General features: G+C 44.6%; 14 protein-coding genes. 13 read left to right on the top strand and 1 reads right to left on the bottom strand.

Annotated features, from left to right (window positions below; genetic code table 11):
- Positions 1-4: 4 nt before the first annotated feature.
- Genes B3L97_RS02170 through B3L97_RS02145 form a run of 6 tightly spaced genes read left to right on the top strand, consistent with a single transcriptional unit; the run spans position 5 to position 5,056 of the window.
- Positions 5-559 (top strand): manganese efflux pump MntP family protein, encoded by a 555-nt coding sequence (locus B3L97_RS02170; RefSeq protein ID WP_286846197.1) that lies wholly within the window; start codon positions 5-7, stop codon positions 557-559.
- Positions 560-598: 39 nt separating this feature from the next.
- Complete coding sequence (locus tag B3L97_RS02165; protein ID WP_286933586.1) at positions 599-1,627, top strand: Mur ligase family protein; 1,029 nt, start codon at positions 599-601, stop codon at positions 1,625-1,627.
- Complete coding sequence (locus tag B3L97_RS02160) at positions 1,620-2,063, top strand: poly-gamma-glutamate biosynthesis protein PgsC/CapC (protein ID WP_245587114.1); 444 nt, start codon at positions 1,620-1,622, stop codon at positions 2,061-2,063. Before B3L97_RS02165 ends, B3L97_RS02160 begins: the two co-directional genes overlap by 8 nt.
- A gap of 1 nt (position 2,064) precedes the next feature.
- A complete protein-coding gene (gene pgsW, locus B3L97_RS02155) occupies positions 2,065-3,153 on the top strand; it encodes a poly-gamma-glutamate system protein (RefSeq protein WP_034327071.1) in 1,089 nt (362 codons plus the stop codon).
- The gene (locus B3L97_RS02150; RefSeq protein ID WP_024822881.1) at positions 3,150-3,779 is read left to right on the top strand and encodes a response regulator; all 630 of its coding nucleotides are present in this window, start codon (positions 3,150-3,152) and stop codon (positions 3,777-3,779) included. Before pgsW ends, B3L97_RS02150 begins: the two co-directional genes overlap by 4 nt.
- A 5-nt stretch (positions 3,780-3,784) precedes the next feature.
- A complete protein-coding gene (locus tag B3L97_RS02145; RefSeq protein ID WP_286933584.1) occupies positions 3,785-5,056 on the top strand; it encodes a lactate racemase domain-containing protein in 1,272 nt (423 codons plus the stop codon).
- A 50-nt stretch (positions 5,057-5,106) separates the two neighbouring features.
- On the opposite strand, the gene B3L97_RS02140 is transcribed toward B3L97_RS02145, so the two are convergent.
- On the bottom strand, positions 5,107-5,862 hold the full coding sequence (locus B3L97_RS02140; RefSeq protein WP_286933576.1) for a transporter substrate-binding domain-containing protein: 756 nt from the start codon (positions 5,860-5,862) through the stop codon (positions 5,107-5,109).
- Positions 5,863-5,991: 129 nt separating this feature from the next.
- Here B3L97_RS02140 and B3L97_RS02135 point away from each other — a divergent pair, with 129 nt between their 5' ends.
- From B3L97_RS02135 to B3L97_RS02105, 7 genes are all read left to right on the top strand, one after another.
- A complete protein-coding gene (locus tag B3L97_RS02135; protein ID WP_286933571.1) occupies positions 5,992-7,188 on the top strand; it encodes a PLP-dependent aminotransferase family protein in 1,197 nt (398 codons plus the stop codon).
- A gap of 34 nt (positions 7,189-7,222) precedes the next feature.
- Complete coding sequence (locus B3L97_RS02130; RefSeq protein ID WP_286846190.1) at positions 7,223-7,456, top strand: hypothetical protein; 234 nt, start codon at positions 7,223-7,225, stop codon at positions 7,454-7,456.
- 84 nt (positions 7,457-7,540) lie between these two features.
- The gene (gene lysA / locus B3L97_RS02125; protein WP_286846189.1) at positions 7,541-8,839 is read left to right on the top strand and encodes a diaminopimelate decarboxylase; all 1,299 of its coding nucleotides are present in this window, start codon (positions 7,541-7,543) and stop codon (positions 8,837-8,839) included.
- Between the two features lie 41 nt (positions 8,840-8,880).
- Positions 8,881-10,320 (top strand): YfcC family protein, encoded by a 1,440-nt coding sequence (locus B3L97_RS02120; protein ID WP_286933569.1) that lies wholly within the window; start codon positions 8,881-8,883, stop codon positions 10,318-10,320.
- A 49-nt stretch (positions 10,321-10,369) separates the two neighbouring features.
- Positions 10,370-12,025 carry a Na+/H+ antiporter NhaC family protein gene (locus B3L97_RS02115; RefSeq protein WP_286933566.1) on the top strand — a complete coding sequence of 552 codons (1,656 nt, stop codon included), beginning with the start codon at positions 10,370-10,372 and terminating at the stop codon, positions 12,023-12,025.
- Positions 12,026-12,118: 93 nt separating this feature from the next.
- Complete coding sequence (dapF, locus tag B3L97_RS02110; RefSeq protein ID WP_286933561.1) at positions 12,119-12,949, top strand: diaminopimelate epimerase; 831 nt, start codon at positions 12,119-12,121, stop codon at positions 12,947-12,949.
- A 41-nt stretch (positions 12,950-12,990) separates the two neighbouring features.
- On the top strand, positions 12,991-16,374 hold the full coding sequence (locus B3L97_RS02105; protein WP_286933548.1) for a hypothetical protein: 3,384 nt from the start codon (positions 12,991-12,993) through the stop codon (positions 16,372-16,374).
- Positions 16,375-16,378: the final 4 nt, after the last annotated feature.

Raw genomic sequence — 16,378 nt, 5'->3', positions numbered from 1 at the left:
GATTATGTCAAATTTAGAAATATTGCTTACGGCAGCTGCTCTTTCTATGGATGCTTTTGCAGTCTCCATAGGCGTAGGAGCTTGTCTGTCCGCACCTTCCATCGCCCCTGCTTTTCGAATGGGAGCCGCTTGTGGCGGTTTTCAGTTTGCCATGCCTTTGATAGGGTGGTGTTTAGGAGTTCAGTTGCTTGGCTTTATTGAAGCTTACGACCACTGGGTAGCCTTTGTCATCTTGTTTTTTCTCGGAGTGAATATGATCCGGGAATCTCAGGAAGAAAAAAGTTGTAATGGACAAGATCATACTCATGGAGCCATGTTGTTATCTCTTGCATTAGCTACTTCTATTGATGCTCTTGCAGCTGGGATAGGTGTTGCAGCCCTGAAGGGATCAGTTCTTCTATTGGCAGTTCCTGCCGGAATAATTACTGGTGGCTTATCGGCTTTTGGGGTCTTTTTGGGATTCCAAGCAGGGCGCATTTTGGGAAAGTACGTAGAGATAGCAGGCGGGTTGGTCTTATGTGGCATAGGGTTAAGAATTTTGTTGGTTTCGATTTTATGACGCGTAGGATGTTTCTTCTTCCGTGATACAATCCTTCCTATGAGAATCTTGAAGTGTATTGATGTAAAACATGAAGAGGCCGTACAAATAGTGGTAACAGGGAGTCGGGGGAAAAGCAGCGTTGTCCGTTTTCTCTTCGCTGCTCTTTCTGCTTGTGGCCTCAGAACGTGGGCCAGAATTACCGGTGTCATTCCAAGGGAGCTCTCTCCTTCTGGAGAAAGAGCCATATTGAGAAGTTCTGGGGGGCATGTAGAAGAGATGCGGTGGTGGCTCTCTTCGATTCCTTCTGAAGCAGAAGCCATCGTTATGGAAAATAGTGCAGTGGCCCCAGACTTACAGCGTCTTGCTGCGCAGTGGATGGGGAAGGATGCTCTTCTTGTCCTCACTAATGTCCGTCCTGACCATCAAGATGCGTGGGGAGCTGGCGAGATAGGGGCCGTTCGAGCCTTATTAGGAGGCATCCCCAAAGGAGCTACTGTTTTTACTCCTGAGAATACGGCCAGGTCTCTCTCTTTGCTTACAGCTTTAGAAGAGAAGGGGTGTCATGTTCATATAGCACCTCCGGTTTTTTCTTCCTCCTCTCCTGAATGGGTAAATGAAAATTTGTCTATAGTTCTTGCAATTCTCTCTTACCTAGGTTTAAACGAGAAGAAGGGTGAAGAAGCAGTGAGGTCTCTTCCACCAGATATAGCAGATTTTAAGGTTCTGTCGTTTGATGGAAGCCAGCTTGCTGTTGCTTTCTCTGCTAACGATATTGAGACTACGATCAGGCTTTTCAATACCCTTCAGTGGCCTATGGAGGGAACCACAGTGCTTTTTAATAATCGACGAGACCGCCCAGAACGGCTTAAAGCCTTTCTCCCTTGGTTACAAAAAAAACAATGGAAGAGGTCGCTTCTTATGGGAGATCGCCCTTTTAAATCACACCTTCTTTATAGAGAGGTCCTCTCTGTTGATGCTTTGAAATGTCTTATAAAAGAAGAAGGGCGTGTATTTGGATGCGGCAATGTAGCGGGAGTGCCTCTTCAACTGCTTATTGAAGGGAAACAAGGTGAAGACCATGCATAATGTTCAGCTTATAACCATTGGCCTTGGAATTGTCCTTGGCATGATTTTCTATCATAGAACAGGCCGTTCTTGCGGCGGCATTATTACCCCCGGAATCCTTGCGTTGCAGATTCATGATCCTCATGGGGTGGCCTGGGCTGTGGGGACGGCTATTCTCCTTTCCTTGATTTTGGAAGGAGTGGTACGATATACAGGCATATATGGGCGGCAGAGGATAGCTACTGCCATGATTATGGCTTTAGGAGCCAAACTTTTTTTAGATTATCTTTTCCCTGCCTCATCTCTCTGGTTGGGATGGGTTATTCCGGGGCTTATGGCCGCAGATATGCAGAGGCAGGGGATTGGGGATACGTTGATAGGTACCGTTATCGTTACTATCGTTACGGCGATGACTCTTGAGAGTGTGGTCTTTCTAGGCCAGATATTAGGTGCTTAAAATGGGATATTCACAATACGACGACATTAAGGATTATCAGCAGCGCTATCATCGTTTTATATGGAAGAATCGTCTGCTTCTCTCTTTTCTTGCAATTGTCCTACTGTTTCTATGGTTTTTCCCTCGGCAACAGGGGCTTTCCATTGAAGAGAAGAAAGTATGGGAGCGCGTTCGTCAGGCTGAGCTGCATTTATGGCAGTGGCGCGAAGATCTTCATATAGGAGCAGGAGGAGCTGATCCGTGGCAGCTCGGTCTTATTGGCTTGGAATGGAGTCCCTTAACGACGACCCTCGGAAGCTTAGAGGCGAAACGAACAGCGTGCCAACCAAGTTGGTCTGCTATTTTTCTCAGGGAATTTCATCGGCTAGGTCTCAAGAAAGGAGATAGGATTGCTATCTTTTCTTCCTCCTCTTTTCCAGGCTTGTTGCTTAATGTTTTAGAGGCTGCAGAACATGGCGGTTTCCAGATCGCTCTCGTAGTATCGCTGGGAGCCTCTACATGGGGGGCGAATGTGCCGGAAGCTCCTTGGCCTGTAATGGCTTCAGAGCTTCGAAGGGTAGGCCTTTTGCATAGCAAGGCTCAATATTATACCCTTGGTGGCAATGATGAAAATGGCGGTGGTATAGCACCTGAAGGAATAGCCATTATGGAGAGGGCTGCAGCAGAAGAAGGCGTTCCCATTCTTCGTGGAAAAGATCTGCAGGAAATGATAGATCAAAAGATAAGGCTTGTGCGAAATTTTTCTCCTAAACTTGTTGTGAGCATTGGGGGATCCCATGCCAATATGGGAGAGGATGAAGAAATTCTTTCTTTACCTGGAGGGCTTCATCTTCCAACATCCTCTAATCATGGCGGGGATGGGCTTATAGGGAAAGCTCTGAGAGAGGGGTATCCTGTCCTTCATCTTTTAAATTTAAAAGATCTCAGCTTGAAATATGGCATTCCTTATAACGTACAACCTTCACAACAGCTTTCATCAAGCATCGGTTGGAAGTTTTCTTTATTGGGCATAATCCTATTTATGGGTGTTCTAGCGGTTTATAAACGGTGGCAAATAAGCGACGACAGTGTGGGAGGAGTAAAGGATTGACGACTCTTCATATAGGCGTTATAGATGATGATCGAAATGTTCTTTACCAGCTGGAAAAAATGGCGGAGGAAGAAGATTGGCGTTTCTTTTCTACTGTGGAACCTGAGGAAGCATTAGGTTGGGTGAAGGATGATGAAGTAGACCTTCTGTTGATGGATGTTTGGTTGCCGGTGGCCAGTGGCTTGCAGCTTATTCGAAAAGCCAGGGGATTGTCAGAAAAAGTAGTTCTTATTGGCCTTTCAGAAATGGATAAGGAAAACGTGGCTTCTCGCCTCCTCTTGGCGGGGGCCGATGATTTTATTTTGAAACCCCTTAGGATGCCAGACTTTCGTGCGCGCCTTCGGCTCCACGAAAAGTTGGTAAATTACAGGGATCAACTGAATTGGGATATTCGTAAAAAAGGTATTAGCATAGATACGATGCGAGAAATTATCTATTGCGTTAAAAGGCATAAGGGGCCTATGGATTGTGATGCGGTTGCGGCTGCAAGCGGACTTGCGTATGTAACAGCTCATCGATATCTTGACTTCCTGGCGGATCGAGGAATGGTTGTACGATTAACAGCTTCTCCAGATGGCCGTCCAGGGCGCCCTAAAACTTTTTATGAATGGAAGGGGGGGCTTTAAAACATATGAAGTCCAACATATCCTTAGCTTTAGGTCGAAGGAAAATAAAAATTTCTTTAGATAGAGCAGTATTGAGCGGAGTACAAAGTAAAAACAAGCCCCTTCCTAACTCTCCTGAAAATGCATTGAGCTCTCCTTATGAAAGCCCTTCTTTGCGAGAGATGCTTCGTTATGTAAAAGACATAACGGTTGTTGTTCCCGACGCTACTCGATCGTGGGAACAAGTCCCCCTTATGGCCCAAGCTATACGACGAGAAATTAGATCTGGCGGACGTTTTCCCGTGACATGGGTTATAGGTGGAGGTCAGCATCGTTTGCCCACAAGGGAAGAGACGGAAATGCTTCTTGAAGATATTCCTCTTGCTGGCGATGTGGTTTCGCCCCATGATAGTTTAAAGGGTATCGATACAGGAGAAAAAACCAGTCGCGGTACGCCGGTTATTCTTCATGAGGCTGTGGCTCAAGCAGATAGTCTTATCCTTCTGGGGGGAATAGTACATCATGATCTCGCAGGTTTTAGTGGGGGACGAAAATCTCTCTTGCCAGGTGTATCTGACGGCATCTCTATTCAACATAACCATAGCCTGTGTCTGGAAGGGGAGACTTTTGCTTCGGGTGTAGAATGTGGGCGATTGGAAGGTAACCCTGTGGCAGAAGATATGGCTGAATATGAAGAACTTGTTCTTCGGACGCGGAAAGGTTTTCTGCTCAATGTTATTCCAGATAGTTCTGGTTCCCCTTATTGTTACATAGCAGGACATCCAATTCGTGCCTGGCGCTACGGAACGGAGATAGCCTCATTGCTTCAAACGTTGTGGATTCAGGAATCAGTCCCATTAGTACTCGTTTCCTGTGGAGGATATCCTTACGATATTGATCTTTATCAGGCGACAAAATCTATTTCTGCTGTATTGCAAGCCCTTGCCCCGGGAGGTGGAATTCTTCTTTGTGCAGGTTTGGAAGATGGGGCTGGCCCTGGTACTTTCGCTCAGTCTCTCGCCCTTGCTATGGAAGCTCCGGAATTGGCCATGTCCGAACTGTCAAAAAATTTTACTATACCGGCTTTTATCGCGTCAAAGGTTGTTTTTGATCTGAAAGGCCATCCAGCAGCTCTCATGACTGAAAAGCCGGGACTTCCTTTCCCTGGGAAAACTTTCTTGAATTCAGCCGAGGCCATATCATGGCTTAATAAATATATTCCTAAAGGCCCAGCTTTATGTGTTGAGGCAGGTAATTGTGTAGTTGTAAAAAAGAATATAAAGGGGGGCGGACGATAGATAGGTCCTCCCCCCTTTAATGATTTTGTTTAATTTTAGAGATGGAATTTTCAGTTATTAAACCATTTCTTTTGTAGGTCTTGAAGTTCCCCAGAATCTATTATTTCCTGTAGAGCTTTGTTAACAGCATTGAGAAAATCTTTTTCTTCTAAATGAATAGCCATAGCCTTGCCTGCGCCAGTAATTTCTTGCTTAAATGCGGCGGCTATTTCTCCTTCAAAATCCCTTTGCTCCAAAAATTTTTTCGCAACAGGAATGTCCATGAGAGAAGCGTCTGCCCTGCCGAGTATTACTTCTCGCACGCAGTCGTCAAACTTCTGAAAGGTCTTTACCGCCGCTCCTTCTATAGATCGGGAGAAAGATTCCTGAACTGTCCCCAGCTGTACCGCAATAGTTTTCCCCTTCATGTCGTTGAGTTCTTTCATCGAATTGTTCTTAGCCTGTACAATAAAGGTACTCATGGAGATTTCATAAGGAGTAGAGAAAGCGACTCGCTTAGCCCGTTCAGGTGTAGCGCTCATCCCTGCGGCAACAATATGAATTTTCTTTGCCAAAAGAGAGGGGATAAGGCTGTCAAAAGGCATGTCTACCCATTCAAGCTTTTTCCCGAGCTTTTTAGCGATAGTCTCCATAAGTTCAATATCGAAACCTTGCAGGTTATTTTTTTCGTCGCGAAACTCGTAAGGGGGATAAGTACTCTCTGTCCCTACTATAATTGTATTGCTACCCAATACTGCAGCAGAGGCAAGAAAAGGAAAACACAAAAACAGAAGAGTTACAGCGAGAAATACGGAAATTTGTTTCATTATATACGCACCTCCATGGTAAACAATTGTTTATTTATGATATAGAATATGCCTTAAAGTTTATAATAAAATGCTAACAGAATTATTTTTCATGTCAAGAGTAAGATATTATTACAATGAGGTGATGACATGTATTGGGAGTCTCTTTTTAACCACCGAGCATTGCGACTACAACCATCTATCATCCAGGAAATGATGGCGTTTGCTTCTCGTCCAGGTGTCATTTCTTTTGCGGCAGGACAACCTTCTGAAGATTTGTACCCTACAGAGGCCATTGCTGAAGGGCTGAAGTTTTCATTATCGGAACTTTCTGTTCTAGCCTATCCGAATACAGCAGGGGATACTTCTTTGCGAGAGTGGATTTCAGTATGGATGGCGAAAGAGGGTCTGTCCTCAGGGGAAAAAGGGGCGGAAAACATTCTCCTTACAACTGGTTCACAGCAGGGGCTTAATATCCTTTCCCAACTTTTTTTGCAAGAAGGGGATGGAGTTATAGTCGAAAATCCGTCATATCCTGAGGCAATGTTGACATTTGCCAAGGAAGGCGCAAGATTTTTCCCGGTCTCTCTCGATGAAGAAGGACCAATCCCAGAAGAATTAGAGACTCTCTTATCTCAAGAAAAAATTCGTTTCTTCTACACGATCCCTACTTTCCAAAATCCATCAGGGCGCAGCACCTCTGCAGCGAGGAAAAAAATAATTCTTGAGGTGTTGAAGAGACATAATGTTTTTGTTGTAGAAGATGACCCCTATCGTCAATTATGGTTTGATGAGGAACCTGCGTGTACATATTTAAGTATGGCTGAAAAAGAGAATCATGTTGTGTATTTAGGTAGCTTTTCAAAAATTATTGCTCCTGGTCTTCGATGTGGCTGGATGGTGCTTCCCCCTGAAGTTATGGAAAAAGCCGTGTATTTACGATTGACCTTAGAACTAGGAGTGTCCTCTCTTTTGCAGAAAACCGTATTATATGTTGTGTCGCAAGAAAAATTTTTACATCATATGCGCAGAATTAGAGCTGTATATGCTCAGCGCCGTCATGCTATGGCTTCAGCGGTGGAAGAATATTTGAATCCTCTAGGCTTTAAAAGTGTCGTTCCCAAGGGTGGTTTTTTCTTTTGGGGTGAGCTCCATGGGGTGAATGGCGTGGATCTTGCATATTTGGCAGCGGCTAAACATAAAGTGGCTGTTATTCCTGGGGAAATATTTTTCTCCAAACCTGAAGAGGGACGTTTCTGGATGCGTCTCTCTTTTGCCAAGGTGGGAGAGGAGAAAATTATAGACGGAGTGAAACGTTTGTCTTGTGCAATTCAGGAATTTATATGAAAATTTAGTTTTTATTATGTTGACGGAGTAATGGGTGTTCGTTATAATACCTCCAAATATTTTAAGCAATGGCGATGAAGCAGGGCGCAGAATCGATGTAAAAGTGATACCAGGGATGAACATTCAGAGACTGAGAGATGTTCTTATCACGGTCGGGAAGCTCAAAACCTGCAGAGCTGAAGCGGAAAGAGAAAGCGAAAATAAAAACTTGGAGTACGCTTCCGGGTTGTCTCCGTTATCAGACGAGAGAGGGGTATTCGTTGTTTGAGAATATCCAAGCAGGGTGGTATCGCGAGCATAAGCAGCTCGTCCCTTCGGGGACGGGCTGCTTTTTTTATGAGGAGGAACAGAGATGTTTGCTGAGGAGAAACATTTTGTTTTTGATGGGTGCGATACGGTGGAGCTTGCAGACACTTTCGGAACGCCGCTTTATGTCGTATCAGAAACGGCGATTCGAGAGCGATGCTGTGAAATTAAAAGAGATTTTCTCGATAAATATCCTGGGACGAGGGCCGTTTACGCGAGCAAGGCCTTTTTAACTCTTGCGATGGCCAGAATTATTGCCAGTGAAGGGTTAGGTCTTGATGTGGTTTCCGGCGGAGAAATATATACAGCTTATAAAGCAGGGTTCCCTATGGAGAAAACAATATTTCATGGGAACAACAAAACTCAGGAAGAGCTTGTACTAGCCATGCAGACAGGGGTAGGTAGAATAGTTGTGGATAGTGAATCAGAACTTGAGCTTGTTGAAAAAACTGCAAGAACCATAGATGTACGACCAGCTCTTCTTTTTAGAATAGCTCCAGGCGTAGATGCTGAAACCCATCAATATATAGCTACAGGGCATTCTACGTCTAAATTTGGCTTCTCTTTAAATGACTCCTCTTTGGAACAACTTGTTCGGCGTGTAATGGATTCAGACCATATGGTTCTGAAAGGGTTCCATTTTCATGTGGGGTCACAACTTCAAAGCAATCGGTCACACCTCTTGGCGGTAGATGTCTTGGTCCATTGGATGGGGGCCCTTTCTCGAAATATAGGGTTTGTTACAGAGGAGTTGAACATAGGGGGAGGTTTTGGCGTTCCACAGCAACCTGATGAGGGAAGAAAGCCCCTTGCCTATTTTACAGATTCCATAATGACCAGAATTCGAGAGGAATCAGAAAAAGAGGGTATTTCTCTCCCTTCCGTGCTTATTGAGCCCGGGCGATGGGTTGTATCGGAAGCTGGAATTACTCTTTATCGCGTAGGGAGCATAAAAGAGATCCCGGGAGCTATGACATACGTAGGAATTGACGGTGGTATGACGGATAATCCAAGACCAGAACTGTATGGAGCTCAGTATTGGGGAGTTTTGGCAAATAAAATGGGAGAACCGGCAGTAAAGCAGGTAACCGTAGTGGGTAAATGCTGTGAGTCCGGCGATGTGCTGATGCGAGACGTTATGGTACCTGACTCTATCAGGAGAGGAGATGTTCTGGCAGTCTTTAATACAGGTGCTTATACCTTCTCTATGGCGAGTAACTATAATCGTTTGCCTCGTCCAGCAGTGGTCCTTGTTCATGAAGGAGAAGCTCATGCTATTGTAAAGCGTCAAAGCTACGACGATCTTCTTCGAGGGGAAGAAATTCCTGAACACTTGCGCTCTTAGTTTCTACATATTTCACTTTGGACAGAGAAAGGATGGACATAATGAGTTATAAGGAAGAAGTTTCGACGAGCTCAACATTGCCCGGAGAAAAAAAGAAATTCAAATTGCCCCATGTTTTTGTGCTGCTCTTTTTAATGATTTGTTTTGCTGCTTTTCTTACCCATATTTTGCCAGCTGGGCAGTTTGATCGCCAAGCTCTCGAAATTGGACCCAACCAGGTGAGGCAGGTTCTTGTCCCTGGAAGTTATCATACAGTGGAGCCTTCTCCTGTCGGACCTTTTGAAACCATGATTTCCATTTATAAAGGCATGGTTGCTGCGGCAGATATTATTTTTTTAGTGTTTCTCCCGTATGCTTCTTTTTGTATTGTAGTAAAAACTGGGGCCATGAATAGTTTTGTTAGCGGGCTTCTACATATTACTAAGGGGAAAGACGTTCTTCTCATTCCTCTATTTTCCATTGTTTTTAGTTTAGGCGCCTCATTATTTGGCATGTTTTCCGAATTTTACGGTTTTATACCTCTTTTTGTAGGCCTTGCTATTGCGCTTGGTTATGATGCGATGGTTGGTTTGGCTATTGTTGGGTTATCTACAGGTATTGGTTTTGCTGCTTCTATGACAAATCCATATACCGTTGGTATTGCTCAAAAAGTTTCAGAGGTTCCCCTCTTCTCGGGATTAGGGTTCCGTTTCTTTCACTGGGCTCTTTTTACAGCTATAGCTATTTGGTGGACCTTGCGATATGCCAGGAAAGTAAAAAGAGACCCTTCGACTAGTTTGGTGAACGGCACAAACTATGACCATGTCGCTATGAAACAGGAGGATATAGAAAATAACTCTACATCGTGGAGAGATAGGGGTGTTTTGTCCATAGTGGCTGTGACTATGGTGCTTCTTGTCTACGGGACATTAAAAAAGGGATGGGGGTTCAATGAGCTGTGTGGGCTTTTCCTATCTATGGGTATATTGAGCGGACTCACTGCTGGTTGGTCGCCTAATAGAATCGCTCAAGAGTATTCAAGCGCATGTAGTGATGTTGTAGGTGGTGCTTTCGTTGTAGGATTGGCTAGAGGTGTCCTTGTTGTTTTAGCAGATGGAAACGTAATAGATACCGTTATTTACGGGTTATCTCTTCCTCTTTCTGGGCTCCCTCGTTTTATATCTGCCCAGGGGATGCTTTTTACCCAGACGCTGATCAATTTCTTTATTCCATCAGGGTCAGGACAAGCTGCTACAACGATGCCTATTATGGCACCTTTAGCTGATATTTTAGGAGTAACACGCCAGACGGCTATCTTAGCCTTTCAGTATGGTGATGGTTTCTCTAATTTGCTTTTCCCTACGTCGGCTAATATTGTAATTATGTGTGGCATTGCCCATGTTACGTTGGAGCAGTGGTGGAAATTCTTTATTCCTCTTTTTGGACTTTCCTACCTTGTACAGATGGGCCTCCTTGTTTTGGCGCAGTTGACTGGATATTAGTAAGTTTAGGAGGTGTTGGGGGAGTTTATTTTAAAAGGGAGTGATGATGGTGAAGAGATTGAGACGATGGAAAGTTCCAATGGAATTTGGTCTAGTAATAGTAACGCTGCTGTTTTTTGCCAGTATAGCTTTTGCAGCAGAGGGGGAGGCCAAACCTGATTTCGGAATTCTTTCTCTTTTGCCACCATTCATTGCTATTAGTCTCTGTATTATTTCTAAAGAGGTAATTCCTTCTCTTTTTATTGGAGCTTGGTTTGCTGGTACTATGGTGGCAGGGTGGAATCCCATTGTAGGTTTTGGGAAAGCAGTAGAGCTCCTGTGGGATAATTTGGGAGATCCCTGGGGGGCTCGAATAGTTCTTACAAGCCTTACAATGGGTGGGCTCGTGGGGATTATGCAAATTGGGGGAGGCATAGAGGCAATAGTTCGCTGGATTACGAAAAAGGTTGAAACAGCGAGGGGAGCCATGTTCATTGCTGAACTTTCAGGTTTCATCATTTTCTTCGAAGACTATGTAAATGCCCTCGTTGTTGGGACGACAATGAGCCCCATTACAGATGAATATCGAGTTTCGAAAGAAAAACTTTCATATATAGTAGACTCTACTTCGGCACCTATTGCTTGTATTGCCGGCATATCCTCATGGGTGGCATATATGGTGGGGCAGATCGGGAATCAGTTCAACAACCTTGGAATTACGTATTCTCCTTACATTGCCTATCTTCGCTCCATTCCCTTTGTCTTTTATAACATTATCGCTTTGATTCTTCTAACATATGTTATTTATTCCGAGCGAGATATGGGATCTATGCTTCAGGCAGAACGTCGAGCCCGAACTACTGGACACGTGTTGCGAGAAGGTGCTAAGCCTCTTATTAACACGAAGCAGGCTGACTTGCAACCAGAAGAGGGTCTCCCGAAGCGCATTATAAATTTTCTTATTCCTCTTGGTTTTATGGTGGGGCTCATCCTTTTAATGCTTCTTATAACCGGGGGATGGCCGGAAGTCTCTATGCCAGTTGCCATGGGAGAAGGGGACAGTTCGAAGGCTTTAGTATGGGGAGCTTCGGGAGCAGTGCTTCTCACTCTTATTTTCTTTAAAATTCAGGGGCTCGCTACATGGGAACGGCTCTTCTATGGTTTTCTGCAGGGCATGAGCTCTATCTTTTTCGGCACCCTTATTCTTATTTTTGCCTGGGCTATTAGTTCTGCCATTAAGGAAGTAGGGACAGCCCAGTACATTGTAAGAGTGGCTGGAAGTGCTCTATCTCCTGCATGGATTCCTCTCCTCACTTTTTTTGTGGGAGCGGTTATCTCTTATTGTACAGGTACTTCTTATGGCACAATGGGAGTGCTTATGCCTATAGTTGTTCCCCTTGTCTATTCTGTAGCCCAAAATCACGGAGCTGAGCTTGTAGATATACTGCTTCCTTCTATTGGCGCTGTTTTTGCAGGGGCGGTGTGGGGAGACCATTGTAGTCCTATTTCTGATACCACTATTATGAGTTCCATGTTTAGTGGAGCAGATCATATGGATCACGTAAATACTCAAATGCCTTATGCTTTTGTTGCGGCTTTCGGGGCTGTTGTGGGATATGCTCTTCTGGCCTTGGGAATATCTGTTTACGTTGGTTTGGCGATAGGAGCCCTTGCATCATGTGCCTTGTTCTATTTTATTTCTAAACCTATAGAGCAAAAAGCCTGAGGAAAATACGGAAGCCTTCTTATAAAAGGTACGGTACAATAATGGCAGAGGAAAACCTCTGCCATTATTAATGAATAATACGAGGTGTTTACTTTGTTGGAATTTGTTAAAATCCAAGGGAATGGTAATGATTTTGTGGTTATAGATAATCGGGGTAAGAAATTATCTGACAGAGAGCTATCTGCTCTTGCTCAAAAGGTATGTGAGCGCCGTCAATCTTTAGGCGGCGACGGGCTTTTGGTCGTAGAGGTATCGAAGACGTATGATTTTAAAATGCGGCTTTTCAATAGCGACGGTTCAGAAGCGGAAATGTGTGGAAATGGAGCTCGATGTATTGCCAGGTATGCTCAAAAAAAGATGCTGGCAGGGGAGCAAATGGTATTTGAGACATTAGCTGGTGCGATTCGTGCTACAGTTCAAGGAGCTTATGTAGAACTTGATATGGGAGAGATACATCTTTCAGAAGGTTTTTGGGGGGAGAATCTTACAGTGGAAGGAATGACTTTCCCCTTCGTATACCTTGTAGTTGGAGTCCCTCATTGTGTGCTATTTGTGGAGGATCTCCATGGTTTTTCGAGAGATGAGCTGGTTTTTATAGGACGGACAATTCGGCATGATACGCAACGTTTTCCCAAGGGAACAAACGTTAATTTTGTAGAGAAAACAGGCCAGTCTGCGTTACAGAGTATCACTTATGAAAGAGGAGTAGAAGATCTGACTCTTTCCTGCGGGACAGGTTCCGTAGCTTCAGCTATTGCCTCGGCTATAGTTTTCGATATGTCCTCACCAGTGGAGGTGCATAATCCTGGAGGAATAAATTGGGTATCTCTGCAATTTAACGAGTCGAAGAGTCAATGCCATGCTTACTTGAAAGGGAAAACAGTAATAGTTGCGGAAGGACGGTTTTGTGAGGAGCAACAATAGGTAAAAGGAGAAGACGGGAAGACGCCGAGGAGGTGCAATGGATGAAACGAAGTAGAAAAATGACCCTCGCTCTTTTTGTAGCTGTAGGGATAGTAGGCTTACTTCTCATTGTGGGAAGTTTGAATATTGGCGGAGACTTGGTAAAACGAGAGGCTAGTCAGGCCGCAGCTACCATCATGGGGGCAGATCTTGCTATCGATAGTGTCACGGGCAATCCTTTGCGAGGATATAAGCTTTATGGTCTTCACTTAAGAAAGGGAGAGAACGTTCTCTTCTCGGCGGAGTCGATTGGGGTAAAAATAAACCTTATGTCAGTTTTGTCGAAAAATCCTCGTCTCTCTCAGGTGGCAATCGAAGGTATTATGGCAGATGCGGATTTATTAGCTAAAGAGATTGCTTCTATGAAAGTGCAACCTGGTGGTGGAGAAAGTCCAGTAGAAGAGCTAGCTCTAAAGGGAGGAGTCGTTCGCTCTCCGTGGGGGGAGACTTCTATCACAAAAGCTTCAATTTCTCTTGGGCGAGAAAGTATAAAAACATTTCTAGATATAGCCATGAACAGTGTTCCGGTTAAAGGGGATATTGCTTTGAAGCGGACTGAAAAAGGACTGGACCTGAAAGATCTCGATCTACGTGTGGGCGATGGAAAAGTAAAGGTAAATGGAAGTGTCATGCCCGCCCTTTCGTTGAAAGGGGATCTCAATAAATTGAATGTAGCTCAAATCGTACACCTTTGGCCAGTTCTTCCTATGGATAGTTACGATGGGACTCTTTCTGTCCGTTTCTCTGCTAATGGAACGTGGGATAATCCCCAACTTCAAGGTCATCTTTCTTTTGCGGGTGTGTCTCTAGCAGGGTATCCAGTACAGGAGGTCGAGAGCGACCTGAAATATGAGAATTTCCGCTTAGATCTCGATAACCTGCAGGGGGCAGTGTTTGCATTGCCTCTTCAAGGACGAGCGACAGCGGCATTTGCTCCTGGAAAAGTGCCATCCCTGGATCTTGCCCTTAGAGGCGAGAAGGTGTCTCTTGCCAATCTTCGAGATAAATTCCCTGCCCTGTCTTCTGTTAAGGGAACAGTGGATTCTTTTTCAGTTTCCCTAAAGGGTTCTGTAACGGCACTTTCAGGAAGCATAGATTTAAAAGCTTCGCAAATTGAAGCTTACGGGCAGGATCTTCGAAATAATATGTTGACAGTTGTTTTTAAGGATTCTACCGCTACTGTAAATGGAACGTCTATGCTAGACAAAGGGGCTCTCTCATTGAAAGGTACGATAGCTCAGATACAAAAGGATCCCCTTCTTAATATCAATGTTGCGGCACGAAGTCTCGATATTGGTAAAATCGCGGCTTCCTTTCCTCAACCTCCTAAAGTGAAACCTATAGGAGATGTAAGTGGTGATGTAACTGTGAAAGGGCGTATGGCTCAGCCTCGTTTAGAAGGATCGGTATGGTCTAATCATATAGCTGTAGGGGAAGAATCTATGGATGATCTGGCTTTAGCTTTTATTTTCCAAAATGACACGCTATCAGTTTCTACGGCGAAAGGTCGATGGCGTGGAATTCCTCTTGTAGGGAGGGGAGGCATAGCTCATGTTTCCCAGCCGTCTCCTTCTCTGGATCTTGTTTTTGAAGTTCCCAATGTAGAGCCTCGAGTTCTGGAATCTTTCGTCCCTGCTTTAAAGGAGTATGAACTTCGTGGTTCAGTAACAGGAACGGCACATATATCTGGCACCCTTTCTACTCCTGGTGTGCAGATGTCTCTTCGTTCAACACATCTTGGGTTTATGGGGCGGGGATATGTTGCGAATATGGATATGGGAACGGCATTTACTTTCAAAGAGGGGGTACCTAAAGAGGTGGAACTTAACCTTTCTGCTGGTGCTATGGGCTTTGCTGGTATAGGTGCAGAGAAAATATTAGCTCGTATTGATGTTTCTCAGGAACGGATATCACTAACTCAGGCTCGTGCCACTCTTGGGGCAGGTGAGATTTCCGGGTCGGGAACGGTTAAAATAAAGCCTAAAGAGCCAGCTGACGTGGATCTTTCTTTCGCAGTAAAAAATGGGGATCTCGGTGTTTTAGCTCGTGCAGGAAAATTATCCTACCCGATGTCGGGGATCCTTGATGGCGCCATTACGTTGAAAGGTCGGTCTGATAATCCGTCTATTTCGGTGGATATGAACTCTTCGCGAGTTGTCTTTTCAGGATTGTCTTTCACAAATATGACGGGAAGCCTTGTAGGCAATGTTGAAAAACTGACTTTAAAGAATTTTAACGCAGCTGTTGGCGGTGGTTCGCTTACTGCTTCCGGTGCTTTCTACCTTAAAAAAGAAACTCCTGCTGCTGAGATTGTCTTCGATGGCAAAGGACTCGACATAGCTTCTCTTTCATCGGGATTCCCAGAGGCTGTTGCATATAAACCAACAGGATCTTTTAGTGTAAAATTTGATGGAACTATTTCAGGGAGTACCAGTAGCGGGAAGGGGGCCCTTTCTTCCCCGGCATGTTCCATAGCTGGAATAAAATTTAATGACATCTCATACCCCTTTATCCTCAAGGGGATGACTCTCTTTTTCCCAGAAGGTCGGGCTCGCCTTTATGGTGGTGCAGCCACTGGGAAAGGAGAGGTAGATTTTAGCAAGGGATTTTTCAGTAAAACGGTAAGCATGGAAAATGTAGACGTGGATCCTCTTTTACAAGACGCTACAGGAGGACTGAAAGGTCATATTCAAGGAAAAGCGAAAGGGTCAGCTGCTATTTCTGGAACCTTCGGCAAAAAGTTTTTGTTGAATGGAAAAGGCGAAATGCGTATGGGAGAAGGGGCTATTACAGATTTCAAGGCGGTAAAGGTAGGGGCGGCTCTTTATGGCCTTTCGTCTATACGATTTGTTTCAGTAGTAGCTCCATTTAAGTTGGAAACTCATCGCATTCTTCTCGATAATGCCAAGGCGACGGCGGTGGAGGGAGATCCGATCTATCGCTTCATTAAGGCTTCCGGGCCAATTGGATTTGATACTTCCTTAGGGCTTCAGTGTAGTGGGGACGCAAATATACAGGTATTAAATGCTCTTTTTGGAGGAGTAGCGGGCGTTCTTGGCGCGGGTTCAGGAAAATCTTTGGAAGATGTGGTGAGAGGGGCCCTATCGGGAGCCAAAACAGGATTGGAGAAGCCTGATTTCAGAGATGTATCTTTTTATGTAGGTGGTACTATTGCTAATCCTAGCTTTTCCAGTATTAAAATAGCCCCCGCCCCTCAGGGAGCGCAGCAGCAGGTTCCTCAGAAAGCGCCTGTAGAGCAGACAGCTCCAACTCCATCTCAGGAAGAGCCTACTGAACAGCAGCCTACCAAAAAAGAACAGGAACCAGAGAAACTTCTTGAAGAAGCTATTCAGGAAGGGCTTAAAAACATTTTAAAATTGAACTGATTTT

The sequence above is a fragment of the Aminobacterium sp. UBA4834 genome (genome assembly GCF_002400205.1).
GTDB classification, from domain to species: domain Bacteria; phylum Synergistota; class Synergistia; order Synergistales; family Aminobacteriaceae; genus Aminobacterium; species Aminobacterium mobile.
The sequence above is the reverse complement of the archived record's forward strand: the minus strand, read 5'-3'. Positions and strand labels throughout refer to the sequence as shown.

What these genes read in the sequence shown, in the direction of transcription:
- B3L97_RS02170 (WP_286846197.1), top strand. Translation starts at nt 5, where the DNA reads ATGTCAAATTTAGAAATATTGCTTACGGCAGCTGCTCTTTCTATGGAT.
- B3L97_RS02165 (WP_286933586.1), top strand. Translation starts at nt 599, where the DNA reads ATGAGAATCTTGAAGTGTATTGATGTAAAACATGAAGAGGCCGTACAA.
- B3L97_RS02160 (WP_245587114.1), top strand. Translation starts at nt 1,620, where the DNA reads ATGCATAATGTTCAGCTTATAACCATTGGCCTTGGAATTGTCCTTGGC.
- pgsW (WP_034327071.1), top strand. Translation starts at nt 2,065, where the DNA reads ATGGGATATTCACAATACGACGACATTAAGGATTATCAGCAGCGCTAT.
- B3L97_RS02145 (WP_286933584.1), top strand. Translation starts at nt 3,785, where the DNA reads ATGAAGTCCAACATATCCTTAGCTTTAGGTCGAAGGAAAATAAAAATT.
- B3L97_RS02140 (WP_286933576.1), bottom strand. Translation starts at nt 5,862, where the DNA reads ATGAAACAAATTTCCGTATTTCTCGCTGTAACTCTTCTGTTTTTGTGT.
- B3L97_RS02135 (WP_286933571.1), top strand. Translation starts at nt 5,992, where the DNA reads ATGTATTGGGAGTCTCTTTTTAACCACCGAGCATTGCGACTACAACCA.
- lysA (WP_286846189.1), top strand. Translation starts at nt 7,541, where the DNA reads ATGTTTGCTGAGGAGAAACATTTTGTTTTTGATGGGTGCGATACGGTG.
- B3L97_RS02120 (WP_286933569.1), top strand. Translation starts at nt 8,881, where the DNA reads ATGAGTTATAAGGAAGAAGTTTCGACGAGCTCAACATTGCCCGGAGAA.
- B3L97_RS02105 (WP_286933548.1), top strand. Translation starts at nt 12,991, where the DNA reads ATGAAACGAAGTAGAAAAATGACCCTCGCTCTTTTTGTAGCTGTAGGG.